Origin of the sequence: Nocardioides sp. S5, assembly GCF_017310035.1 — a bacterium.
Classification (GTDB): Bacteria; Actinomycetota; Actinomycetes; order Propionibacteriales; family Nocardioidaceae; genus Nocardioides.
Window position 1 is genome coordinate 2,188,992 of the sequence record NZ_CP022296.1, and the last position, 22,456, is coordinate 2,211,447.

Here is a 22,456-nt window from a genome sequence, read left to right on the forward strand (position 1 = left end):
GTGGGATGTGCTCGTGAGCAACGAGCGCGAGGTCCTCACCTACGACCTGTTCGGCACGGCCACCCGCGAGCTGGCGCAGGAGGTGGCCGACTCCGGCTTCGCCCCGGACATGATCCTGTCGATCGCGCGCGGCGGTCTCGCGCTCGGTATGGGCCTGGGCTACGCGCTGGGGGTGAAGAACCTGTCGGTGATCAACGTCGAGTTCTACACCGGCGTCGACCAGCGCCTCGACGTGCCGATCATGCTGCCACCGACGCCGGCGGCGATCGACCTGTCCGGGCTGAAGGTCCTCATCGCCGACGATGTCGCCGACACCGGCCGCACCCTCGAGCTGGTGCACCAGTTCTGCGAGGGCAACGTGGCCGAGGCGCGCACCGTCGTGATCTACGAGAAGCCGCAGTCGGTCATCAAGCCGGACTACAGCTGGCGGGTCACCGAGCAGTGGATCGACTTCCCGTGGTCGGTCCTCCCGCCGGTCGTGCCGGGCGCGCTCGCCCACTGAACGGCGTACGGCGTGCAGGTCCTGGTCCGCGACGGGGAGCACACCGCTGCGGGGGACACCGGCCCCGGGGAGTCGTGGGCGGCGACCGCTCTCAGGCTCGCCGAAGGCCTGTCGCCGACCCCCGCGCTCCACCTGTGGCCGCACGACCTGTCCGGTGGGACGGCGCACTTCGTCGTCGACCGCGACCTGGTCCTCGACCTCCGGGCGATGACGCGCGGCGACCTGCCGGTCCTCGCCGGATGGCTGCGGGCTCCGCACGTGCGCCGGTGGTGGCACGCCGACGGTGAGCCGACCGACGCCCGCGTGACAGCGCGGTACGGCCCCAGGGTCGACGGGGACACTCCGACACGGATGTGGGTGGTCGAGGTCAACGGTCGCTCGATCGGGTTCGTGCAGGACTACCGGATCCGGGACTACCCGGACTTCGCCCTGCTCGCTCCCGACCCCGACGCCCTCGGGCTCGACTACGCGATCGGGGATCCCCACCGTCTCGGACGAGGACTGGGTGTGCGGATGGTGTGGGCGTGGATGCAGCGGGCGAGGCGCGACCTCCCCGACGCCGGCAGCTACTTCGCGGCACCGGACCACCGCAACCTCGCCTCGTTGCGGATCCTCGCCAAGGCGGGGTTCGCGCAGGGCACGTGGTTCGACGAGCCGCAGCGGGACGGGGCCACGGCGACCGCCGTGGGTTGCACCCTCGACGTACGCCGCGTGCTGGGACCGGTGGCAGTCGCGGGTGGGCCATGATGTGCCCATGACCGACGACATCTCCGCCCACCTGCGGCTCCCGCAGGGGCCGGTCGACCTGTCCGCGATCGAGACCGACGCCGCGCCCGGCTTCGACGGCTCCAAGACCGACGGCAAGGCGGCGCTCGCGGCGATGGGTCCCGAGCTCGCCGACCTGCAGGAGCGCCTCTGGGCCGAGCGGACGGTCGGGTCCGAGCGCCGGGTGCTGATCGTGCTGCAGGGGATGGACACCAGCGGCAAGGGTGGGGTGCTGCGCCACACGATCGGGCTGGTCGACCCCCAGGGCGTGCGGATCACCAGCTTCAAGGCCCCCACCGAGGAGGAGCGTGCGCACGACTTCCTCTGGCGCATCGAGAAGGGGCTGCCGGAGGCGGGCTACATCGGTGTCTTCGACCGCTCGCACTACGAGGACGTGCTGATCGCCCGGGTACGTGGCTTCGCCGAGCCCGGCGAGATCGAGCGCCGCTACGGTGCGATCAACGAGTTCGAGGCCCGCCTGGCCGACGAGGGCTTCTCGATCATCAAGTGCATGCTGCACGTGGGCCCCGAGGAGCAGAAGGAGCGTCTCGCCGAGCGGCTGGCCAACCCGGAGAAGCACTGGAAGTACAACCCCGGCGACCTCGACGAGCGTGCCCTGTGGCCGGCCTACCGTGAGGCGTACGAGATCGCGCTCGAGCGCACCCACACCGAGGCCGCACCGTGGCACGTGGTGCCCGCGGACAAGAAGTGGTTCCGCAACCTCGCCGTCGGCCAGCTCCTCCTCGACACGCTCCGCGGGCTCGACCCGCAGTGGCCGGTCGCCGACTTCGACGTCGAGGCCGAGACGAAGCGGCTCCACGAGGAGTCCCCGGTCCAGTGATGCCCACCGTCGCGGTCACCCGCTACGTCACGCCGCTGCGCGAGGGCGGCAGCCTGCCCGGGGTGGTGGAGGGAGACGACCTCGGCACCTACGTCTGCAAGTTCCGCGGCGCCGGCCAGGGCGCGAAGGTGCTCGTGGCCGAGGTCATCGCCAGCGGGCTGGCCACGCGGCTCGGCCTGCGCACGCCGCGGCTCGTCGTCCTCGAGCTCGACGCTGAGCTGGCTCGCTACGAGGCCGACGAGGAGGTCCAGGACCTGCTGGTGGCGAGCGTCGGCACCAACCTCGGGATCGACTTCCTGCCCGGCTCCTTCGGCGTCGACGGGCAGGTCAGCGCCGCCGACGACGAGGGCGCGCGCGTGCTGTGGCTGGACGCGTTCACCGCCAACGTCGACCGCTCCTGGCGCAACCCCAACCTCCTGCTCTGGCACGGCGACCTCTGGGTCATCGACCACGGTGCCTCGCTCTACTTCCACCACGGGTGGCGCTCCGGTGTCGGCGACCCCGCGAAGTTCGCCGCCCAGCCGTGGGACGTCAGCGGTCACGTCTTCGAGACGTGCGCCAGCCGCGCGCGGGAGCTCGACAGCGAGATCTCCGCAGCACTCGGGGCCGACGTCCTCGCCGACGTGCTGGCCGAGGTCCCCGACGTCTGGCTCGAGCCGGTGGCGGGCGCGGAGACGCCCGACGCGCTGCGCGCGGCCTACGTCGAGTTCCTCCTCGCCCGGCTCGGCACCCGCCAGTGGCTGCCGGGAGGTGCCGGATGAGGCTCGCCTACCAGTACGTCGTGCTGCGCTGCGTCCCGCGCCCGGAGCGCGAGGAGTTCCTCAACGTCGGCGTGGTCCTGCACTGCCAGGGCGCCGACTTCCTCGACGCGTCGTGGAGCGTGGACGCCGACCGGCTGCGCGCGCTGCACCCCGACCTCGACACCGACCAGGTCTGCGAGGCGCTCGCCTTCGTCGACGCGGTGTGCCGCGGGGACGAGCGGGCGGGGGAGGCGGCGCGCCAGTCACTGGGACAGCGGTTCGGCTTCCTCAAGGCCCCGCGCAGCACCGTCCTCCAGCCGGGGCCGGTGCACGGCGGCATGACCGCCGACCCCGCGCGTCAGCTCGAGCACCTGCGCGAACGCCTCGTCGGATGAGCGGACGCCCGTGACGTACGTCGGCGCGGTCCGGGCCGCCCTCGCCGCGACCGGCGATCCTGAGCGGGCGGTGCAGCAGCAGGCCTACATGAAGTCCGACCTGCCCTACGTCGGGCTCGGCGCGCCCGAGCTGCGGGCGCTGCTCAGGCCGCTCCTCGTCGAGCACCGGTTCGTCGACCGGGGGTCCTGGGAGGCCGCGGCCCTCGAGCTGTGGGACGACGTCACGCACCGCGAGGAGTGGTACGCCGCCGTCGCCCTGCTGCGCCACCGCGCCTACCGCGACTGGCTCGACCCCGACCTGCTGCCGCTGCTCGAGCACCTCGTGCGCACCGGCGCCTGGTGGGACGTGGTCGACGAGGTCGCCTCGCACCTCGTCGGGCAGGTGCTGCTCGACCACCGCGCGGCAGCGACGCCGGTGATGGACGTCTGGTCCGTCGACCCCGACAGCATGTGGGTCCGGCGTACGGCGATGCTGGCGCAGCTGCGGCACGGCGAGGACACCGACACCGACCTGCTCGAGCGGGTGCTGGTCGCCAACCTCGACGGCACGGCGTACGGGCGGGAGTTCTTCGTGCGTAAGGCGCTCGGCTGGGCGCTGCGCCAGCACGCGCGGACCGATCCCGTGTGGGTGCGGGCCTTCGCCGACCGGTACGGCGATCGGCTCAGCGGTCTGTCGCGCCGCGAGGCGCTCAAGCACCTCACGTGACGTCATGGCGGGTGGTCGCTCCGGCGACCACCCGCCATGACGCCAGCGTGGGATCAGACGGGGACGAGCTCGACGGCACCCACGGCGTAGCGCGCCAGGATCGCCCGCGCCACCGCCGGGTGCGCGCCCAGCGGGTCGGAGACCACGACGGCACCGGCCTCGAAGGCGAGCTCGGTGGCCCGGTCGGGCAAGCGGCCCGGGGCGAGGAAGAAGGACGCGACCGCGATGTGGCGCTTGCCCTCCGCACGGAAGGCCCGGACGGCCTCGCCGGTCGCCGGCGGAGCGGCCGAGGCGAAGGCAGCCGTCACCGGGAGCTTGTGGCGCGCGCCCCAGGTGCGGGCGATGCGCGCCACCGACTGGTTGGCGAGCGGGTCCGAGGAGCCCGCGGCGGCGAGGACGAGCGCGTCGAGCTCGCGCACCCGGGCAGCCTTGAGGGCGTCGCGCAGGCGGACGTCGAGCACCTCGAGGAAGGCCGACTCCATGCCGAGGATCCGGCTGGCCTGGATCTTGAGGCCCTCGTGGCGCGCCATCGCGGCGGCGATGACCTCGGGCACGTCGACCTTGGCGTGGTAGGCCTCGGTGAGCAGGAGGGGGACGACGACGATCTCGTCGAACCCGGCCTTGACCAGCCGGTCGACGACCGTGTCGAACGACGGCTTGGCGAGGTCGAGGAAGGCCGTCTCGACGCGGAGGTCGGGACGCAGCGCCTTGACCTCGGCGACGAGCGCCTTGATCGTCGCGGCCGAACGCGGGTCCCGGCTTCCGTGGGCCAGGGCAACCAGAGCAGGAGCAGCCATCAGAGGTGCCTCCGATCGTGAGTGGTGGTGCGGTGGTGGGCGACGGCGTTGTCGCACCGGTGGGGGAGCAGGCGGGGTGGTGTCATGCGTGGATCCCGCACTCGGTCTTCGTGGTGCCGGCCCAGCGCCCGCTGCGCGGGTCGTCGCCCGGCGCGACCCGGCGGGTGCAGGGCCAGCAGCCGATGCTGGGGTATCCGTCGTGCACGAGCGGGTTGACCAGCACGCCGTTGTCGGCGATGTAGGTCTCGACCTGCTCGTCGCTCCAGCGAGCGAGGGGCGACACCTTGACCTTGCCCTTGCGCGCGTCCCAGCCCACGACCGGCGCGATGACGCGGTTGTGCGTCTCGGCGCGACGCAGGCCGGTGGCCCAGGCGTCGTACTCGGCGAGCGTGTCGGCCAGCGGCTTGACCTTGCGCAGCGCGCAGCACAGGTCGGGATCGGTCTTGTAGAGGTCCTTGCCGTACTGCTCGTCCTGCTCGGCGACGCTCAGCGACGTGCCGACGGTGCGCAGGTTCACCGGCAGGGTCGCCTCGACCGCGTCGCGGGTGCCGATGGTCTCGACGAAGTGGTAGCCAGTGTCGAGGAAGACGACGTCGATGCCGGGCGCGACCGTGGAGGCCAGGTGGGCCAGCACGGCGTCACCCATCGAGGAGGTGATGGCGAACCGGTCGCCGAAGGTCGCGACCGCCCACTCGATGATCACCTCGGCGGGAGCCAGCTCGAGCTCGGCGCCGACGTGGGAGACGAGCTCGCGCAGCTCCTCCGGCGTACGCCCCTCGGTGTGGGTGCCCTTGAAGGCGCGGGCGGCGCGGGTGGACAGGCTCATGGCGCACCTCCGCCCGGCCGGATCATCCCGGTCATCTTCACCGTGAAGGCGCGCAGGCACGAGCGGCACTCCCACGCACCTGCGCCCTCCTGGGGGAACAGGTTCTCGTCCCCGCAGTAGGGGCAGTGGAAGGGCTGCGCGCGCTCGCTCATCAGACTGCCACCGGCTCCCCGCGCAGCAGGGTGTCGTCGGCGCGCGCGACCCACGCGGCGAACCGCTCGCCGTCGGTGCGGTCGGACAGGTACGCCGACACGACGGCCGTGACGTAGTCGTCGAGGCCGGCGCTGGTGACCTTGTGGGCGCGCAGCTTGCGGCCCATCGCCGGGTTGAGCCCGAGGGCGCCGCCGAGATGGACCTGGAAGCCCTCGACCTGCTGGCCGTCGGTGTCCATCACCAGCTGGCCCTTCAGGCCGATGTCGGCGACCTGGGTGCGCGCGCAGGCGTTGGGGCAGCCGTTGACGTTGACCGAGATCTGGGTGTCGAGGTCGGGGAAGCGCTTCTCCAGCTCGGTCACCAGGCTGCGCGCACGCTCCTTGGTGTCGACGATGGCGAGCTTGCAGAACTCGATGCCGGTGCAGGCCATCGTCGAGCGACGCCAGTTGCTCGGCCGGGCGGTGAGCCCGATCTTCTCGAGGTCGTCGGCGAAGGCCTCGGTGTCCTCGGCAGCGACGCCGATCACCACGAGCTTCTGGTAGGCGGTGAGCCGCGCCCCGGCAGCGCCGTACTCCTCCACCAGGTCGCCCAGGGCGGTCAGCGTGGAGCCGTCGATGCGGCCCACGACCGGAGCGGCGCCGACGTAGAAGCGGCCGTCCTTCTGCTCGTGGATGCCGATGTGGTCGCCCTGGGCGACGGGCGCCTCGGGGGACGGGTTGTCGACGAGCGTGCGGTGGAGGTACTCGTTCTCGAGCACCTCGCGGAACTTGTCCTTGCCCCAGTCGGCGAGCAGGAACTTCAGGCGCGCCTTGGAGCGCAGGCGGCGGTAGCCGTAGTCGCGGAAGATCCCGGCGACGCCCTCCCAGGCGTCGGCGACCTCGTCGAGCGGGATCCACACGCCGAGCTTGTGCGCGAGCATCGGGTTGGTCGAGAGCCCGCCGCCGACCCACAGGTCGAAGCCGGGGCCGTGCTCGGGGTGGACCGTGCCGACGAAGGACACGTCGTTGACCTCGGGGGCGACGTCGTGGCTGGGGTGGCCGGTCAGCGCGGTCTTGAACTTGCGCGGCAGGTTGGAGTAGTCGGGGTTGCCCAGGATGCGGCGCTTGATCTCCTCGAGCGCTTCCGACCCGTCGATGATCTCGTCCTTGGCGATGCCGGCGACAGGTGAGCCGAGGAAGGGGCGCGGGCTGTCGCCGCACGCCTCGAGGGTGGTGAGACCGACGGACTCGAGGCGCTCCCAGATCGCTGGGACGCTCTCGATCTCGATCCAGTGGTACTGGATGTTGTTGCGGTCGGTGATGTCGGCGGTGTTGCGGCCGTACGCCGTCGACACCTCGCCGAGCGCCCGCAGGGCCGCAGCGTCGAGGACCTGGCCGTCGGTGCGCACGCGCATCATGAAGAAGCGGTCGTCGAGCTCCTCCTCCTCGAGCTGCGCGGTCTTGCCGCCGTCGAAGCCGGGAGCACGCTGCGTGTAGAGGCCCATCCAGCGGAAGCGACCGCGCAGGTCGGCCGGGTCGATGGAGTCGAAGCCGCGGCGCGAGTAGGTGTAGAGGATCCGGTCACGGACGTTGAGCGGGTCGTCGTCCTTCTTGGACTGCTCGTTCTTGTTGAGCGGCTCGGTGTAGCCGAGCGCCCACTGACCCTCGGCGCGCTTGGGACGCGGGATCTCGGTGCTCTGGGCGGCCTGGGGCTTGAACCGGAGGTCGGGCATGGTCAGGAAGGTCCTGTTCGCTGAGGGGGTGCCGCGCGCGACGGTGAGCGCGGAAGGGGTGGAGATCGGCGGCGTCAGCGATGCCAACAGGTCGCGCTGCCCACGCGCATGAGGTCGACGTGACGTCGGACCACGAGGTGCGTGTGGGTGGAAGCGGTGACCATGTCAAGAAGTCTCAGGGAGTGGACACTCATTCCACAAGACGAAATCTCGTTCCCTGAGACGCGGCTCCAGATAGTGAGATGTGTGGCTGCTGCCACGGGGCGAGGAGGGGCGGGAGTGCGTCCCAGGTCACATCAGCGCGCGCGTACCCGGACGCGCAGGTGGCCCGGTGTTCACGCAGACGCTCCGGTGTTCGCGACCGACCCCGGCCGCTCTAGGCTGGGCCCATGACGGACTCCCTGATCAGCAGTGCGTACTCCCAGGCCCTCGAGGTCATCGCAGCGGTCGAGCCGCGGATCGCCGAGGCCACCCGCCAGGAGCTGGCCGACCAGCGCAGCTCGTTGAAGCTGATCGCGTCGGAGAACTACGCCTCGCCGGCCGTGCTGATGACCATGGGCACCTGGTTCAGCGACAAGTACGCCGAGGGCACCGTCGGCCACCGCTTCTACGCCGGCTGCCAGAACGTCGACACCGTCGAGACCCTCGCCGCCGAGCACGCCCGCGAGCTGTTCGGCGCGCCCTACGCCTACGTCCAGCCGCACTCCGGCATCGACGCCAACCTGGTGGCGTTCTGGTCGATCCTGGCCAACAAGGTCGAGACCCCCTACCTGGCCAAGATGCAGGCCAAGAACGTCAACGAGCTGACCGAGGCCGACTGGGAGACCCTGCGCCACGAGTTCGGCAACCAGCGCCTGCTCGGCATGTCGCTCGACGCCGGCGGTCACCTCACCCACGGCTTCCGCCCCAACATCAGCGGCAAGATGTTCCACCAGCAGCAGTACGGCACCGACCCGGGGACGGGGCTGCTCGACTACGACGCCGTCGCTGCCAAGGCGCGCGAGTTCAAGCCGCTGGTGCTCGTCGCCGGCTACTCCGCCTACCCGCGTCGGGTGAACTTCGCGAAGATGCGCGAGATCGCCGACGAGGTGGGCGCCGTCCTCATGGTCGACATGGCGCACTTCGCCGGGCTCGTGGCGGGCAAGGTCTTCACCGGTGAGGAGGACCCGGTTCCCTACGCCCACCTCACCACCACCACGACCCACAAGTCGCTCCGCGGCCCGCGCGGCGGCATGGTGCTGGCGCAGGAGGAGTTCGCCGCCGACGTCGACCGCGGCTGCCCGATGGTCCTCGGCGGTCCGCTCTCGCACGTCATGGCCGCCAAGGCCGTCGCCTTCGCCGAGGCGCGTCAGCCGTCCTTCCAGACCTACGCGCAGAAGGTCGCCGACAACGCCAAGTCGCTGGCCGAGGGCTTCCTGACCCGTGGCGCGAACCTCGTCACCGGGGGCACCGACAACCACCTCGTGCTGCTCGACGTGTCGTCCTACGGCCTCACCGGCCGCCAGGCCGAGTCGGCGCTCCTCGATGCGGGCGTCGTCACCAACCGCAACTCGGTGCCGGCCGACCCCAACGGCGCGTGGTACACCTCCGGCGTCCGTCTCGGCACCCCCGCCCTCACCACCCGCGGCTTCGGGCACGAGGAGTTCGACACCGTCGCCGAGCTGATCGTCGACGTGCTCAGCAACACCGAGGCCGGCACGACCAAGGCCGGCGGCCCCAGCAAGGCGTCGTACGTCCTGGGCGACGGAGTCGCGGACCGCGTCACGAAGCAGTCGGCCGAGATGCTCGACAAGCACCCGCTCTACCCCGGGCTCGTCCTCAGCTGACCCAGACGTAGCCGACCTCCGGGCGCCCGGCGCCGCCGTGGCGCGCTGTCGTTGTACGGACCGAACGGAGACGCGCGGGCAATGGTCGTCCGGGCCGCGCAGGTCACGCGGCGACCGACAGGCTCTCGTCGACCAATGTCCGCGCGCGTGCGGCGACGGTGCGCGACTGCCGAACGACCAATGTCTGCGTGTCCACGGCGGCTCAGGTCAGCGAGTGGTAGAGCTCCAGCGTCCGGCCGGCGATGGCGTCCCAGCTGAAGGACTCCTGCGCCCGCTGCCGCCCGGCCTCGCCGTAGGTGCGTGCCCGGTCGGGGTCCGACACGGCGTCGGTGAGCGCGGCCGCGAGGTCGGCGACGTAGCGCTCGGGGTCCAGCGGGGTGCCGGTGCCGTCGGTGGCCTGCTCGATCGGGACCAGCCATCCGGTCTCGCCGTGCACGACCACCTCGGGGATCCCGCCGGTGGCGGTCGCGACGACGGCGGTCTCGCAGGCCATCGCCTCGAGGTTGACGATGCCGAGCGGCTCGTAGATCGACGGGCAGGCGAAGACGGTCGCGGCGGTCAGCAGCGCGACGACGTCGGGACGCGGCAGCATCTCCGCGATCCAGACCACGCCGGACCGGGTCGCGGCGAGGTCCTCGACGAGCCCCCGCACCTCGGCCTCGATCTCCGGGGTGTCCGGCGCGCCGGCGCACAGCACGAGCTGCACCTCGGGCGGCAGCGCGGCGGCCGCGCGTAGGAAGAGCGGCAGGCCCTTCTGCCGGGTGATCCGGCCGACGAAGATCACGCTGGGCCGGTCGGGGTCGACGCCGAGCTCGCGCACGCGGTCGGGATTCGCCACCGGGGACCACTCGGTGGTGTCGATGCCGTTGTGCACCACGTGCACCCGGTCGGGGTCGACGAGCGGGTAGCTGCGCAGCACGTCGTCGCGCATCGCGGCGCTCACCGCGACGATGCCGGAGGCACCCTCGTACGCCGTGCGCTCCGCCCAGCTCGACAAGGCGTAGCCGCCGCCGAGCTGCTCGGCCTTCCACGGCCGCATCGGCTCCAGCGAGTGGGCGCTGACGACGTGGGGGATGCCGTGCATCAGCCCGGCGAGGTGGCCGGCCATGTTGGCGTACCAGGTGTGGGAGTGGACCAGGTCGGCACCGGCGCAGTCGTCGACCATCGCGAGGTCGACGCCGAGCGTGCGGATGGCGGCGTTGGCGTCGGCGAGCGACGACGGCTCGGCGTACGCCGTCGTGCCGGGCTCCGAGCGCGGCGCTCCGAAGCACCGCACGCGGGCGTCGACGTCGGGCTGCACGCGGAGTGCGCGGACGAGCTCCGCCACGTGCACGCCGGCACCTCCGTAGACCTCCGGCGGGTACTCCTTGCTGAGGACATCGATGCGCATGAGCCGAACCTAGTGCCCACGGGTGGTCGACCGCGCCCCTGCTGGCGGCTAGTTTCGTCGCATGGCCATCACGCCCCCGCGCAAGAAGGTCCTCGCAGTCGTCCTCGCCGGCGGCGAGGGGAAGCGACTCATGCCCCTGACGGCCGACCGGGCCAAACCCGCGGTGCCGTTCGGCGGGATCTACCGCCTCATCGACTTCGCGCTGTCCAACGTCGTCAACTCCGGCTACCTCAAGGTCGTCGTGCTGACGCAGTACAAGTCGCACAGCCTCGACCGCCACGTCACCACCACCTGGCGCATGTCGAACCTGCTCGGCAACTACGTCACCCCGGTGCCGGCCCAGCAGCGCGTGGGCAAGCGGTGGTACCTCGGCAGCGCGGACGCGATCTTCCAGTCGCTCAACCTGCTCACCGACGAGCGGCCGGACATCGTCGTGGTGGTCGGCGCCGACCACGTCTACCGGATGGACTTCTCGCAGATGGTCGCCGACCACGTCGAGTCGGGCGCCGGGTGCACGGTCGCGGCGATCCGCCAGCCGATCAGCCTCGCCGACCAGTTCGGCGTCATCGACGTCGACCCGACGAACCCTCAGAAGATCCGGGCCTTCCTCGAGAAGCCCACCGACCCGGTCGGCCTGCCCGACTCGCCCGACGAGGTGCTCGCGAGCATGGGCAACTACGTCTTCACCGCCGACGCCCTGGTCGACGCCGTCACGCGCGATGCCGACCGCGACGAGTCCAAGCACGACATGGGCGGCGACATCGTGCCGTGGTTCGTCGACAAGGCGGAGTCCGCGGTCTACGACTACAAGGACAACGAGGTCCCGGGCTCGACCGACCGCGACCGCGGCTACTGGCGCGACGTCGGGACGATGCGGTCCTACTACGACGCCCACAAGGACCTGGTCTCGCCGCTGCCGGTCTTCAACCTCTACAACAACGCGTGGCCGATCTACACCAGCTACGGCCCGCACCCGCCCGCGAAGCTCGTCGAGGGCGCAAGCGGGGCGGGTGTCTCGACCTTCAACTCGATCCTCTCGCCCGGGGTCGTGGTCAGCGGCGGCTCGGTCAACCAGTCGGTGCTCTCGCCGGCGGTGTGGGTCAAGGACGGCGCCGAGGTGTCGGACTCCGTGCTGATGGACGGGGTGCAGGTCGGCGAGGGGGCGGTCGTGCGCAACGCGATCATCGACAAGGGCGTCATCGTCCCGCCGGGCGCCCGGATCGGCGTGGACCACGAGGAGGACCGCGCCCGCGGCTTCGTCGTGGACGAGGGCCTGACGGTGCTGGCCAAGCAGCAGGAGGTGCCGCAGGACTAGGCGTCGACCTCGTCGCGACGCTCGAGCAGGAAGGCTAGCTCGACGTCGTTGCGGCACGCCGCGATCGCCTGGTCGTACGCCGCCCGCGCGGCGTCGGTGTCGCCCGCACGCGCGAGCAGCTCGGCGCGCACCGACGCCGGGCGGTGGCTGTCGGGGATCTCCAGGCCCTCGAGCGCGTCGAGCCCGGCGGCCGGGCCGAGGTGCTCGGCCACGGCCACGGCCCGCGCGAGCCGGGCCGAGGGTGACGGCGACACCTGCAGCAGCAGGTCGTAGAACCCGATGACCCGGTCCCAGCGCGTGTCCGCCGCGGTCGGGGCAGTGGCGTGCTCGGCCGCGATCCGGCCCTGGAGGACGTACGCCGCTGCCAGTGGTGTCACCGGGCCGGCCAGGCGGGGTGCGGCCAGGAGCCGCATCGCCTCGGCGACCTCGTCGTGGTGCCAGCGGGTGCGGTCCTGGTCGGCGAGCAGCACGAGCCGGCCGTCGCTGACGCGCGCGTCGCGGCGCGAGTGCTGCAGGAGCATCAGCGCCAGCAGCGCGACCAGGGCGGGCTCGTCGGGCCGCAGGGAGAGCACGACCCGCACCAGCCGGATCGCCTGGCCGGAGAGCTCGGCGCGGACCAGGTCCGGGCCGGTGCCGGGCGAGTAGCCGGCGGTGAAGGCGAGGTAGGCGGTCTGCGCGACCGTGTCGAGCCGGTCCGGGAGCGCGGAGGCGTCCGGGACCGCGAACGGGATGCCGGCCCCGACGATGCGCTTCTTGGCGCGGGTGATCCGCGCTGCCATCGTGGCTTCGGGCACGAGGAAGAGCCGCGCGATGTCGGCGGTGGGCACGCCGAGCACCAGGCGCAGGCTGAGCGCCGTGGCGGACTCGGGCGCCAGGGCGGGGTGGGCGCACATCAGCACCAGCCGCAGGACGTCGTCCTCGAGGAGGCTGCCGCCGTCGGCCATGGTGCGCGCTCCTTCCTGGTGGCGTTCGGCGTCGGTGAGGAGCAACGGCTGCTTGCGCGCTGCGACCGCCTCGTTGCGCAGGCGGTCGACGACCCGGCGCTTCGCCGCGGTCATCAGCCAGCCGGCCGGGTTCGTCGGCACGCCGTCGGTCGGCCAGGTGCGGCTGGCCGCCTCGACGGCGTCCCCGAGGGCGTCCTCCACGAGGTCGAGGCGGCGGAACTGCGCGAGGAGCAGGGCGACGAGGCGTCCCCACTCCTCGCGCACGACCTGCTCGAGGACGGCGTCAGGACCGGTCACGGTCAGTACGGATCCACGGCGGGGGAGACCTGCATGTCGTACGCCGGCAGGATGCCGAGCAGGTCCACCAGGACGTCCAGGTCGGGCGCCTCGACCAGGTAGAACCCGCCCATCTGCTCGATCACCTCGGCGTAGGGACCCTCGCTCAGCGTCGTGGCGCCACCGCGGGTGCGGATCGTCGTGGCGTGGGACGGGCCGGCCAGCGCCTCGCCGGCGAGGACCTCCACTCCCTCGCGTTCGCGGCAGGCCGCGTCGAACGCCTCGAACTGCCGCATCACCGCCTGTTGCTCCGCGTCGGTGTGGTCGGGCCAGGGCTTGAGCTCGCCGTCGCCGATCAGCAGCACGAGGTACTTCATGACGGCCGGTCCGCGGGGTCGACGTTGGGCCGGACCTCGATGCCGTCACCGGTGGCAGCGATGATCTGGCAGCAGGCCAGCAGACCCTCGAGGTCGTCGGTGCGGACCTGGTAGTAGCCGCCGACGGACTCCACGGTCTCGGCGTACGGCCCGTCGGTGACCTCGCCGCCGCCCTTCGGGATGGCGCGCGCGTCGCTGGTGCGGGTGAGCTCCGCGCCGCCGACGATCTCGTGGCCGCCCTCCGCGAGCGCCTGGTTGAACCTCGCGTACTGGGCGTAGCCGTCGGCACGCTCCTGCATGGTCATGGACGTCCACCACCGATCGGCGTCCCCGATGATCAACACGGTGTACTCCGGCATTGCTGTCTCCTCACTCCGCCATCCGGCGGAACTCGATGTGCTCGCCCCGCGCTGCGAAGCGCTCGCAGGCGGCCCGCAGGCCGACCTCGTCGTCGGACTCGAGGAGGTAGAAACCCACCACCTGCTCGGCGGTCTCGGAGAAGGGCCCGTCGGTGACGAGCGCCGTCCCGTCGACGCCGGGACGCATCGACGTCGCGCGGTCCGAGCCCTCGAGGGGGCCACCGGTGACCATGGTGTGCCCGCCGGCGGCGAGCTCCTCGTGGAACTGGACGTGGGAGCGATGTCCCTTCTCGTGCTCCTCGGGGGGCAGGTCGGCCCACTCGGCCTCGGGTGCGGGCAGCAGGACCAGGTAGCGGCTCATGCGGGCGATTCTCCTTCTGGAGCGACGGGCCGCCGGGTGCGGCCCCACCACTGTGACGGACCGACCGTCGCGGAATCGACAGCCGCGGCCAGCCTTTCTCGACGGGAGTTGCCGGACCCACCAAGATGGGGCCATGGCCACCCATGAACGCGCCGGACAACCCGCTCGCACCGAGGACCTGGTGGACGTCTCCCACCTCGTCACGGCGTACTTCGACCTCGAGCCCGATCCCGACGACGTCACCCAGCAGGTGGCCTTCGGCACCAGCGGGCACCGGGGCACCTCGCTCGACACGTCGTTCAACGAGGTCCACATCGCGGCAACGACCCAGGCCATCTGCGACTACCGCACGGAGCAGGGCTACGACGGCCCGCTCTTCATCGGCCGCGACACGCACGCGCTGTCCGAGCCGGCGTGGGCGACCGCGCTGGAGGTGCTCGTCGCCAACGACGTCACCGTGCTGGTCGACGACCGGGACGGCTTCACCCCGACCCCTGCGGTGAGCCACGCGATCATCCGCGCCAACCAGGGGCGCACGACGGGTGCGGGCCTGGCCGACGGCATCGTCGTCACCCCCTCGCACAACCCGCCGCAGGACGGTGGCTTCAAGTACAACCCGCCCCACGGCGGGCCCGCCGACTCCGACGCCACGTCGGTGATCGCGGCACGGGCCAACGAGCTGATCCGGGGCAACATCGAGGGCGTGCGGCGGGTGGCCTTCGCGAAGGCGCGGGCGGCGGTCGGGTCCTACGACTTCCTCGGCACCTACGTCGACGACCTGCCGAACGTGCTCGACCTCGACGTGGTCCGCGACGCCGGCGTGCGGATCGGCGCCGACCCGCTGGGCGGGGCGAGCGTGGCCTACTGGGGCGAGATCGCCGAGCGCCACCGCCTCGACCTGTCGGTGGTCAACCCGCTGGTCGACCCGACGTGGCGCTTCATGACGCTCGACTGGGACGGCAAGATCCGGATGGACTGCTCATCCCCGCACGCGATGGCCTCGCTGGTGCAGCGCAAGGACGAGTACGCCATCGCCACCGGCAACGACGCCGACGCCGACCGCCACGGCATCGTGACGCCCGACGCGGGCCTGATGAACCCCAACCACTTCCTCGCCGTCGCCATCGGCTACCTCTTCGGCGGCGCCCGTCCGGGCTGGCCCGACACCGCGCGCATCGGCAAGACGCTGGTCTCGAGCTCGATGATCGACCGGGTCGCCGACTCGATCGGCAAGCCGCTGGTCGAGGTGCCGGTCGGTTTCAAGTGGTTCGTGCCTGGCCTGATGGACGGCTCCTTCGGCTTCGGCGGCGAGGAGTCGGCCGGTGCGTCCTTCCTGCGTCGCGACGGCTCGACGTGGACCACCGACAAGGACGGGCTGCTGCTCGCCCTGCTGGCCAGCGAGATCCTGGGTGCCACCGGACGGACCCCGAGCGAGCACTACGCCGACCTGGTCGCGCGCCACGGCGACCCGGCCTACGCACGCATCGACGCCCCGGCCAGCCGGGAGGAGAAGGCCAAGCTGGGCGCGCTCTCGCCCGACGACGTGGCCGCCACGACGCTGGCGGGGGAGCCGATCACCGGCAAGCTCACCGAGGCGCCCGGCAACGGCGCGAAGATCGGTGGGCTCAAGGTGACCACCGAGTCCGCGTGGTTCGCGGCGCGCCCCAGCGGCACCGAGGACGTCTACAAGATCTACGCCGAGTCGTTCCGCGGCCCGGAGCACCTCGCGCAGGTGCAGGACGAGGCGCGTGAGGTCGTCAGTACGGCGCTGGGCTGAGGAAGGTCCGCTCGCCCCGCGACTGTGGCGGCACGGTGACCGGGCCGGCCTCGATCGGGCCGTTTGCCGCGCCGCCGTGGGCGCGGGCGGCGTCCGGGTCCTCCATCTGGGCGCGCGAGAACGTCACGGCCACCACCGAGTCGAGACGGACGAGTGACTGGCTTCCGTTGCCGTCGTCGAGGACCGCGCCCAGGCCGTCGCACCCGAGCACCCGGCCGTCGAGCCACGTGCCCTGGACGAGCACCCGCACCACCGCACCTGTGTCCTCGGCGCGGCGCAGCAGCGTCCCCACGCTGAGCATCGTGCTGCTGATCTTGGTCATGCGCATCGCCTCCCACGGCTGTCGATGGGCCGACCGTAGGTCCCAGGAGCCGGCCGCGTGGTGCTAATGCGGCAGGGTCCGAGAGCCCTGCGGTGAACCTTGACGCGACGTGCGGGGTAGGACTCAGCCGCCGACGGGTCCGGCCTCGATCGGGTCGCGCCGCCGGCGTCCGTGGGCGCGGGCGTCCTCGTCGCGGTCATCGTCGATGTCGGCGCGGGAGAACGCCACGGCCACGATGGAGTCCAGGCGCACCAGCACCTGCTGGGCGGCCCCGTCGTCGAGGATCACGCCGAGGCTGTCGGCGCCGACGATGCGGCCGTCGAGCCACGTGCCCTGCACCAGCACGCGCACGGGCGCGCCGGAGTCCTGGGCGTGCCGGAGCAGGGTGCCGACGGTGAAGAGCGTGCTGGACTGGCTGGACACGAGTTTCCCCCCATGGATGAACGGGGCAACGGTAGTCCGCGCCCTTCGTCCCCGCGGGCGATCGGCGGAAGTCCTCGGCGCGCTCAGGCGTGTGGGGTCGCCCGCTCGACCACGGTGCGCAGCGACCCGCTGGTCAGCATGCCGAACGTGCCGCCGTACGACGTCCCGAACCGACTGCCGCAGAAGGCGTCGGCCACCTCGGCCGGTGCGAAGCGCACGAGCAGCGAGCCCTGCAGGCACGCCGCCATCTGTCCGGCCAGGCGCCGGGCGCCCGCCTCGAGGCCGTCGGTGTCACCGAGCACCGCCAACGTGTCGTCGACCGCCCGGTCGAGCCGGCCGTCACCGCCGCGGGCGGCGCCGACCTCGGTGATCCACGCGTGCAGCACCTCGGGCTCGCGACCGAGCGCGCGCAGGACGTCGAGGGCGTTGACGTTGCCCGAGCCCTCCCAGATGGAGTTGAGCGGTGACTCGCGGAACATCAGCGGCAGGCCGGACTCCTCGACGTAGCCGTTGCCGCCGAGGCACTCCATGGCCTCGGCGACCATCGCCGGGGTGCGCTTGCAGACCCAGAACTTCGCCAGGGGCAGCGCGATGCGGCGCAGCGCGACCTCGTGGGCGTCGCCGGGCCGGTCGACCGCCGAGGCGAGGCGCATCGCGAGCGCGGTGGCGGCCTCGGACTCCACGGCCAGGTCGGCCACCACGTTCTGCATGAGCGGCTTGTCGACCAGCAGCCCACCGAACGCGGAGCGGTGGCTGACGTGCCACGACGCCTCGGCGAGTGCGTGCCGCATCAGCGAGGCCGAGCCCAGCACGCAGTCGAGACGGGTCGCGGCGACCATCTCGATGATGGTCCGCACGCCGCGCCCCTCGTCGCCCAGACGCTGCGCGAGCGTGCCGTCGAGCTCGAGCTCGCTGGAGGCGTTGGACCGGTTGCCCAGCTTGTCCTTGAGGCGCACCACGTCGATCCGGTTGCGGCTGCCGCCGGGCAGCACGCGCGGCACGACGAAGCAGGTCAGCCCGCCCGGCGCCTGTGCCAGGACGAGGAAGACGTCGTTCATGGGCGCGGAGGTGAACCACTTGTGCCCGCGCAGGGTGTACCAGCCGTCGTCGGCGGTCGGCAGGGCCTGCGTGCGGTTGGCCCGCACGTCGGAGCCGCCCTGCTTCTCGGTCATCCCCATCCCGGCGAGCGCGCCGGCCTTGTCCGAGGGCGCGCGCACGCCCGGGTCGTAGGCGCGCGCGGCGAGCAGCGGCGTCCACTCCTTCGCGATGGCGTCGTCGGCCCGGAGCGCCGGCACCGCGGCGTACGTCATCGAGATGGGGCAGCCGTGCCCGGGCTCGGTCTGCGACCAGGCGAAGAAGCCGGCCGCGCGCCGCAGGTGGGCGTGGTCGTCGCCGGCCTCCTGCTGCTCCCACGGCGCGGCCTGGAGGCCGTGGCCGACGGCGCGCTCCATCAGCCAGTGCCACGACGGGTGGAAGGCCACTTCATCGACACGGTTGCCGAAGCGGTCGTACGGCACCAGCTCGGGGTGGTGGCGGTTCGCGAGCATCCCGTGCTCGCGGGCCTCCGCGGACCCCGCCTCGGCGCCCAGGACAGCGAGATCGTCGACGACGGCCGCTGACCCGAGGCGGGCGACGGCCTCGGTGAGCGCGCGGTCGGCGGTGACGACGTTGTGCCCGACGAGTGCCGGCACCTGGTTGGTCGCCGCGCGGAGGTCGCTGGTGTCGTCGCTGTGGCCGGGCTCGACGAGGTCGCTCATGGGCCCACCGTAGATCCTGGCGGCACTGCGCGTGACGCTGCCCACGACCGTCAGTGGGACAACCCGCCGCCGGGATTCGGTCGTTCGCCCCCTCCACTCGCTAGCGTGACTTTCATGGTCGAGGCGCGCGAGGACACCCCCGCCCCGCGCCGCGTCGAGGTCGTCGCCCGGCAGTGGCGCGAGCACCTCTGGCGCATCGTCGTCACGACGGTCGGCTCGTGCCTGCGGCACCGGGTGACCGGCCTGGCCGCCGAGGCGGCGTTCTTCGCCGTGCTGTCGGTGCCGCCACTCGTCTTCGCGCTCGCCGGCGCGGTGGGGTTCGTGAGTGAGCAGTTCTCCGCCACCCAGATCGACGACGTGCGCAACGCGGTCCTGGAGGTCTCGCGACAGGCGTTGACCGAGAAGGCCGTCAACACGATCATCCGCCCCACGATCGACACGGTGCTCGACGGCGGACGCTACGACGTGATCTCGATCGGCTTCGTCCTCGCGCTGTGGTCGGGCTCGCGCGCGCTCAACGTCTTCGTGGACACCATCACGATCATGCACGGCCTCGGAGGCCACCGCGGGATCGTCGCGACCCGGGCGCTGTCCTTCGTGCTCTACGTGCTGGCGATGGTCACCGGGGCGCTCAGCCTCCCGCTGGTGGTCGCCGGCCCCTCGCTGGTCGACCGCGTGCTGCCGCAGCGGCTCGACTTCCTCAACAGCCTCTACTGGCCCGTGGTGCTGCTGGTGTGCATCTGCTTCCTCGCCACGCTCTACCACGTGTCAGTCCCGGTGCGGACCAACTGGAGCTTCAACCTCCCCGGCGCCGCCTTCGCGCTGTTCTGCTGGATCGCGGGGTCCTACGTCCTGCGCTGGACGCTGACGGTCACCGCGGCCGAGTCGCGCTCGATCTACGGGCCCCTCGCCGCCCCCATCGCGGTGCTGCTCTGGCTCTACCTCCTCGCCCTGGCGGTGCTGATCGGTGCGGCGGTCAACGCCGCCTTCGACACGGTCTTCCCGCAGAAGAACACGATGCGCGCACGAATCGAGCTGGTCCAGCGCCTGCGCGAGCGCATGGGCGTGCGAGACTCCTGACCGTGTCGACGTCGAGCCACCAGCCCAGCGTCGGCCGGGTGTCGCTGCCCGAGCAGACCAGGTCGCCGTGGTGGGAGCTGGGACGTCGCGTCCTGATCGCCCTGTCGATCCTGGTGGGCACCGTGCTGCTGGTCTACCTCGACCGCGAGGGCTACCGCGACGGCAACGACCCGAAGAACGAGATCAGCCTGCTCGACGCGTTCTACTACACGACCGTCACGCTCAGCACGACCGGCTACGGCGACATCGCCCCGGTGTCGCCGCAGGCGCGCCTGGTCAACGCGCTGGTCATCACCCCGGCCCGCATCGCGTTCCTGGTCCTGCTGATCGGCACCACCCTGGAGGTCCTCGCCTCCCAGGGACGCGAGATGCTCCGGGTCTCCCGGTGGAGGAAGAAGATGGACCAGCACGTCGTCGTCGTCGGTTACGGCACCAAGGGCCGCAGCGCGATCGAGACCCTCCTCAACAACGGCTACGACCGCGACGCGATCGTCGTCGTGGACCCCAGCCCGGTGGCGGTCGCCGACGGCAACCGCGACCAGCTCGTGGTCATCTCCGGGGACGCCACCCGTCGCGGGGTGCTGCGCCAGGCGGGCGTCGAGAAGGCCACCCACGTGATCATCACCACCGACCGCGACGACTCCAACGTGCTGGTCACCCTCACCGTGCGCCAGCTCAACCCCGACGCGTGGATCGTGGCGGCGGTGCGCGAGCACGAGAACGTCCCGCTCATGCGCCAGTCGGGAGCCAACTCGGTCATCACCTCCTCCGACGCCGTCGGCCGCCTCCTCGGCCTGTCGTCGATGTCCCCGCAGCTGGGCTCGGTGATGGAGGACCTGATGACCTACGGCGAGGGCCTCGAGGTCGCCGAGCGCGACCTGCTCGTCAACGAGGTCGGCAAGCAGCCGCAGTCGCTGCCCGACCAGGTCATCGCCGTGGTCCGCGACGAGAAGACCTACCGCTACTTCGACCCCGTGGTGTCGCTGCTCGCCCGCGGTGACCGGCTGATCGTGGTGCGCCCGGCGAAGGAGCTTCCGTGGGCGCCCCGTCCCGGCACGCACGGCGAGATGCTGGCCGACGAGGACGACTAGGTCCTCTCGCGTGATCGCCTCCCACCGGCACCGCTTCGTCTTCGTCAAGACCCGCAAGACCGCCGGCACGAGCCTCGAGATCGCCCTGTCGCGCCACTGCGGCCCCGACGACGTCGTCACCCGGATCAGCCCGCAGGACGAGGTGCTGCGCGCCGCAGCCGGGGGAGTGGGTCCGCAGAACGACGACACCGACCCCCGCTCGTACGCCCACATGGGTGCGCGCCGGGTGATCGAGATGATCGGTCGGGAGACGTGGGACGCCTACTTCACCTTCGCCGTCGAGCGGAACCCGTTCGACGTGGTCGCCTCGTCCTACCGCTACAGCGCCCGCAAGGCGACCTTCACCAAGTCGTTCGCCGAGTTCGTGCGCACCCCGCGGCGCATCAAGCGGCTGGCGCTCAACCAGCAGCTCTACCGCCTCGGCGGGCAGGTCGTCGTCGACGAGGTCTACCGCTACGAGGACCTGCCGGCCGCAGTGGCCGACATCTCGGCGCGGCTCGGCATCGAGCTCGACGTCCCGCACGTCAAGCAGGGGAGCGGCCCGCACTACCGCGAGCTCTACGGCCCCGGCGACGCCGAGATCGTGGCGGAGCGCTTCGCCCGCACGATCCGGGAGTTCGGCTACGCGTTCTGAGCCGAGCGCCTGCGCAGCAGCACGTCCACGCCCCAGTAGGCCGCCGCGACCACCAGTCCGAAGACCAGGATCATGACGAGCGTCAGCACCACCGGGGCGTAGCCGAGCTCGGTGACGTTGGCGAAGCCGTAGGGGTACGCGCCCACGACGGCGCCGCGCGCCATCATCCACCCGATCCACGCGAGCGGCACGACGAGGGCCAGCGGCACGAGCCGCGCGCTGATCCAGCCGCGCGGTCCCCACACCGCCCACACGACGACGGTGACCAGCGGGGTGATGACGTGCAGGATCGGGTCGGTCAGCAAGGACCAGCCCTCCACGTCGACCGTCGGCGCGAGCAGCACCTGGTAGACGATCGCGGTGACGGTGATCATCAGCAGTGCGTCCAGCCGCAGCACCCGCTGCACGAGCGTGTCGCGCACAGGACGCCGCAGCAGCATCGTCGTCGAGACCGCGACGACGATGTTGGACCAGATCGTGAAGTAGCTGAACGTGTCGGTGACCCGCGCGAGCGCGCCGCCGACACCGTCGCCGGTGTCGCCGTAGAGACCGGCCTCGACCGGGGCCTCGCGGTACCACCCCAGTGCCGACAGCACGACCGTCAACAGCACGCCCAGCCAGGCGATGGCGGCGTTGACGGCGTACGCCCGGCGCGCGGTCTGCGTCGGCCGGAGGGTGCGGTCGTGGGCGGTCTCGGTGCTGGTCACCCCGGGAGTATGCCCGTCGCCCGGGTGAGTCCGGCCGAAACGGCAGAAGGCCCCGGATCTCTCCGGGGCCTTCCGTGGTGCTGGTGGGCGATACTGGGTTTGAACCAGTGACCTCTTCCGTGTCAAGGAAGCGCGCTACCGCTGCGCCAATCGCCCGTGTGAACTTGTGTGTGCGAGGTGGGTACGGGATTTGAACCCGTGTAGACGGATTTGCAGTCCGTTGCCTCGCCTCTCGGCCAACCCACCGTGGAGGTTCCGAAATGAACGGGGGAGACCTTCCGAGCGGACAACGAGACTCGAACTCGCGACCTCAACCTTGGCAAGGTTGCGCTCTACCAACTGAGCTATGTCCGCCTGCGTGCTCCTGCCGGTTTCGCGGCC

The 22,456-nt window shown here is 71.6% G+C and carries 24 protein-coding genes, 3 tRNA genes and 1 pseudogene; 12 read left to right on the forward strand and 16 right to left on the reverse strand.

Annotation, left to right across the window (positions count from 1 at the left end):
- Window positions 1-13: 13 nt before the first annotated feature.
- Genes CFI00_RS10850 through CFI00_RS10875 form a run of 6 tightly spaced genes read left to right on the forward strand, consistent with a single transcriptional unit; the run spans window position 14 to window position 3,949 of the window.
- Window positions 14-502, forward strand: a complete 489-nt coding sequence (locus tag CFI00_RS10850; RefSeq protein ID WP_207085146.1) for a phosphoribosyltransferase family protein — start codon at window positions 14-16, stop codon at window positions 500-502.
- Window positions 503-514: 12 nt separating this feature from the next.
- On the forward strand, window positions 515-1,249 hold the full coding sequence (locus CFI00_RS10855) for a GNAT family N-acetyltransferase (RefSeq protein WP_242532792.1): 735 nt from the start codon (window positions 515-517) through the stop codon (window positions 1,247-1,249).
- Window positions 1,250-1,256: 7 nt separating this feature from the next.
- On the forward strand, window positions 1,257-2,108 hold the full coding sequence (locus CFI00_RS10860; protein ID WP_207085147.1) for a PPK2 family polyphosphate kinase: 852 nt from the start codon (window positions 1,257-1,259) through the stop codon (window positions 2,106-2,108).
- Window positions 2,108-2,869 carry a HipA family kinase gene (locus tag CFI00_RS10865; protein WP_207085148.1) on the forward strand — a complete coding sequence of 254 codons (762 nt, stop codon included), beginning with the start codon at window positions 2,108-2,110 and terminating at the stop codon, window positions 2,867-2,869. The genes CFI00_RS10860 and CFI00_RS10865 overlap by 1 nt, the downstream gene beginning before the upstream one ends.
- On the forward strand, window positions 2,866-3,243 hold the full coding sequence (locus CFI00_RS10870; RefSeq protein WP_207085149.1) for a DUF3037 domain-containing protein: 378 nt from the start codon (window positions 2,866-2,868) through the stop codon (window positions 3,241-3,243). Before CFI00_RS10865 ends, CFI00_RS10870 begins: the two co-directional genes overlap by 4 nt.
- A 10-nt stretch (window positions 3,244-3,253) precedes the next feature.
- Complete coding sequence (locus CFI00_RS10875) at window positions 3,254-3,949, forward strand: DNA alkylation repair protein (RefSeq protein WP_207085150.1); 696 nt, start codon at window positions 3,254-3,256, stop codon at window positions 3,947-3,949.
- A 53-nt stretch (window positions 3,950-4,002) separates the two neighbouring features.
- On the opposite strand, the gene CFI00_RS10880 is transcribed toward CFI00_RS10875, so the two are convergent.
- The 4 genes and pseudogenes from CFI00_RS10880 to CFI00_RS10895 all read right to left on the reverse strand — a co-directional run.
- Window positions 4,003-4,746: a sirohydrochlorin chelatase gene (locus CFI00_RS10880; RefSeq protein ID WP_207085151.1), complete on the reverse strand. Its 744-nt coding sequence runs from the start codon at window positions 4,744-4,746 to the stop codon at window positions 4,003-4,005.
- Between the two features lie 82 nt (window positions 4,747-4,828).
- Window positions 4,829-5,572, reverse strand: a complete 744-nt coding sequence (locus tag CFI00_RS10885; protein WP_207085152.1) for a phosphoadenylyl-sulfate reductase — start codon at window positions 5,570-5,572, stop codon at window positions 4,829-4,831.
- Complete coding sequence (locus CFI00_RS10890; RefSeq protein ID WP_207085153.1) at window positions 5,569-5,724, reverse strand: hypothetical protein; 156 nt, start codon at window positions 5,722-5,724, stop codon at window positions 5,569-5,571. The genes CFI00_RS10885 and CFI00_RS10890 overlap by 4 nt, the downstream gene beginning before the upstream one ends.
- Window positions 5,724-7,562 (reverse strand): annotated as a pseudogene (locus CFI00_RS10895) (nitrite/sulfite reductase); the annotation flags it as partial. The pseudogene CFI00_RS10895 and the gene CFI00_RS10890, both read right to left, overlap by 1 nt.
- Window positions 7,563-7,825: 263 nt before the next feature.
- On the opposite strand from CFI00_RS10895, the gene CFI00_RS10900 reads away from it, so the two are divergent.
- Entirely contained in the window at window positions 7,826-9,262 is a 1,437-nt protein-coding gene (locus tag CFI00_RS10900) for a glycine hydroxymethyltransferase (protein WP_207085155.1), read from the forward strand.
- Window positions 9,263-9,464: 202 nt separating this feature from the next.
- On the opposite strand, the gene glgA is transcribed toward CFI00_RS10900, so the two are convergent.
- Complete coding sequence (glgA, locus tag CFI00_RS10905; protein WP_207085156.1) at window positions 9,465-10,652, reverse strand: glycogen synthase; 1,188 nt, start codon at window positions 10,650-10,652, stop codon at window positions 9,465-9,467.
- A 61-nt stretch (window positions 10,653-10,713) separates the two neighbouring features.
- On the opposite strand from glgA, the gene glgC reads away from it, so the two are divergent.
- Complete coding sequence (glgC, locus tag CFI00_RS10910; protein WP_207085157.1) at window positions 10,714-11,967, forward strand: glucose-1-phosphate adenylyltransferase; 1,254 nt, start codon at window positions 10,714-10,716, stop codon at window positions 11,965-11,967.
- Here the strand turns inward: glgC and CFI00_RS10915 are convergent.
- The 4 genes from CFI00_RS10915 to CFI00_RS10930 are packed head-to-tail and all read right to left on the reverse strand — an operon-like array spanning window position 11,964 to window position 14,284.
- A complete protein-coding gene (locus CFI00_RS10915) occupies window positions 11,964-13,208 on the reverse strand; it encodes a DUF6596 domain-containing protein (RefSeq protein WP_207085158.1) in 1,245 nt (414 codons plus the stop codon). The genes glgC and CFI00_RS10915 overlap by 4 nt on opposite strands.
- 2 nt (window positions 13,209-13,210) lie before the next feature.
- The gene (locus tag CFI00_RS10920; RefSeq protein ID WP_207085159.1) at window positions 13,211-13,564 is read right to left on the reverse strand and encodes a YciI family protein; all 354 of its coding nucleotides are present in this window, start codon (window positions 13,562-13,564) and stop codon (window positions 13,211-13,213) included.
- Window positions 13,561-13,923: a YciI family protein gene (locus CFI00_RS10925; protein ID WP_207085160.1), complete on the reverse strand. Its 363-nt coding sequence runs from the start codon at window positions 13,921-13,923 to the stop codon at window positions 13,561-13,563. Before CFI00_RS10925 ends, CFI00_RS10920 begins: the two co-directional genes overlap by 4 nt.
- Before the next feature lie 10 nt (window positions 13,924-13,933).
- Window positions 13,934-14,284, reverse strand: coding sequence for a YciI family protein (locus CFI00_RS10930; protein WP_207085161.1), 351 nt, complete (start codon window positions 14,282-14,284; stop codon window positions 13,934-13,936).
- Between the two features lie 133 nt (window positions 14,285-14,417).
- Here CFI00_RS10930 and pgm point away from each other — a divergent pair, with 133 nt between their 5' ends.
- Window positions 14,418-16,061, forward strand: a complete 1,644-nt coding sequence (gene pgm, locus CFI00_RS10935) for a phosphoglucomutase (alpha-D-glucose-1,6-bisphosphate-dependent) (RefSeq protein WP_207085162.1) — start codon at window positions 14,418-14,420, stop codon at window positions 16,059-16,061.
- Here pgm and CFI00_RS10940 read toward each other — a convergent pair.
- The 3 genes from CFI00_RS10940 to CFI00_RS10950 form a co-directional block, all read right to left on the reverse strand.
- The gene (locus tag CFI00_RS10940) at window positions 16,042-16,383 is read right to left on the reverse strand and encodes a hypothetical protein (protein WP_207085163.1); all 342 of its coding nucleotides are present in this window, start codon (window positions 16,381-16,383) and stop codon (window positions 16,042-16,044) included. The genes pgm and CFI00_RS10940 overlap by 20 nt on opposite strands.
- Window positions 16,384-16,506: 123 nt before the next feature.
- Window positions 16,507-16,806: a hypothetical protein gene (locus tag CFI00_RS10945; RefSeq protein ID WP_207085164.1), complete on the reverse strand. Its 300-nt coding sequence runs from the start codon at window positions 16,804-16,806 to the stop codon at window positions 16,507-16,509.
- Between the two features lie 83 nt (window positions 16,807-16,889).
- Window positions 16,890-18,563 carry an acyl-CoA dehydrogenase family protein gene (locus CFI00_RS10950; RefSeq protein ID WP_207085165.1) on the reverse strand — a complete coding sequence of 558 codons (1,674 nt, stop codon included), beginning with the start codon at window positions 18,561-18,563 and terminating at the stop codon, window positions 16,890-16,892.
- A 114-nt stretch (window positions 18,564-18,677) separates the two neighbouring features.
- On the opposite strand from CFI00_RS10950, the gene CFI00_RS10955 reads away from it, so the two are divergent.
- Genes CFI00_RS10955 through CFI00_RS10965 form a run of 3 tightly spaced genes read left to right on the forward strand, consistent with a single transcriptional unit; the run spans window position 18,678 to window position 21,368 of the window.
- Window positions 18,678-19,643: a YihY/virulence factor BrkB family protein gene (locus tag CFI00_RS10955; RefSeq protein WP_207085464.1), complete on the forward strand. Its 966-nt coding sequence runs from the start codon at window positions 18,678-18,680 to the stop codon at window positions 19,641-19,643.
- Between the two features lie 2 nt (window positions 19,644-19,645).
- Window positions 19,646-20,734, forward strand: a complete 1,089-nt coding sequence (locus CFI00_RS10960) for a potassium channel family protein (protein ID WP_207085166.1) — start codon at window positions 19,646-19,648, stop codon at window positions 20,732-20,734.
- A 10-nt stretch (window positions 20,735-20,744) separates the two neighbouring features.
- Entirely contained in the window at window positions 20,745-21,368 is a 624-nt protein-coding gene (locus CFI00_RS10965) for a hypothetical protein (RefSeq protein WP_207085167.1), read from the forward strand.
- Here CFI00_RS10965 and CFI00_RS10970 read toward each other — a convergent pair.
- The 4 genes from CFI00_RS10970 to CFI00_RS10985 all read right to left on the reverse strand — a co-directional run bounded on the left by CFI00_RS10970 (window position 21,356) and on the right by CFI00_RS10985 (window position 22,429).
- Window positions 21,356-22,075: a Pr6Pr family membrane protein gene (locus tag CFI00_RS10970; protein ID WP_207085168.1), complete on the reverse strand. Its 720-nt coding sequence runs from the start codon at window positions 22,073-22,075 to the stop codon at window positions 21,356-21,358. The two genes, CFI00_RS10965 and CFI00_RS10970, sit on opposite strands and share 13 nt — an antisense overlap.
- Window positions 22,076-22,156: 81 nt before the next feature.
- Window positions 22,157-22,231, reverse strand: a tRNA-Val gene (locus tag CFI00_RS10975).
- A 19-nt stretch (window positions 22,232-22,250) separates the two neighbouring features.
- Window positions 22,251-22,321: transfer RNA gene (locus CFI00_RS10980), tRNA-Cys, on the reverse strand.
- Window positions 22,322-22,356: 35 nt separating this feature from the next.
- Window positions 22,357-22,429 (reverse strand) — tRNA-Gly (locus CFI00_RS10985).
- Between the last annotated feature and the right edge of the window lie 27 nt (window positions 22,430-22,456).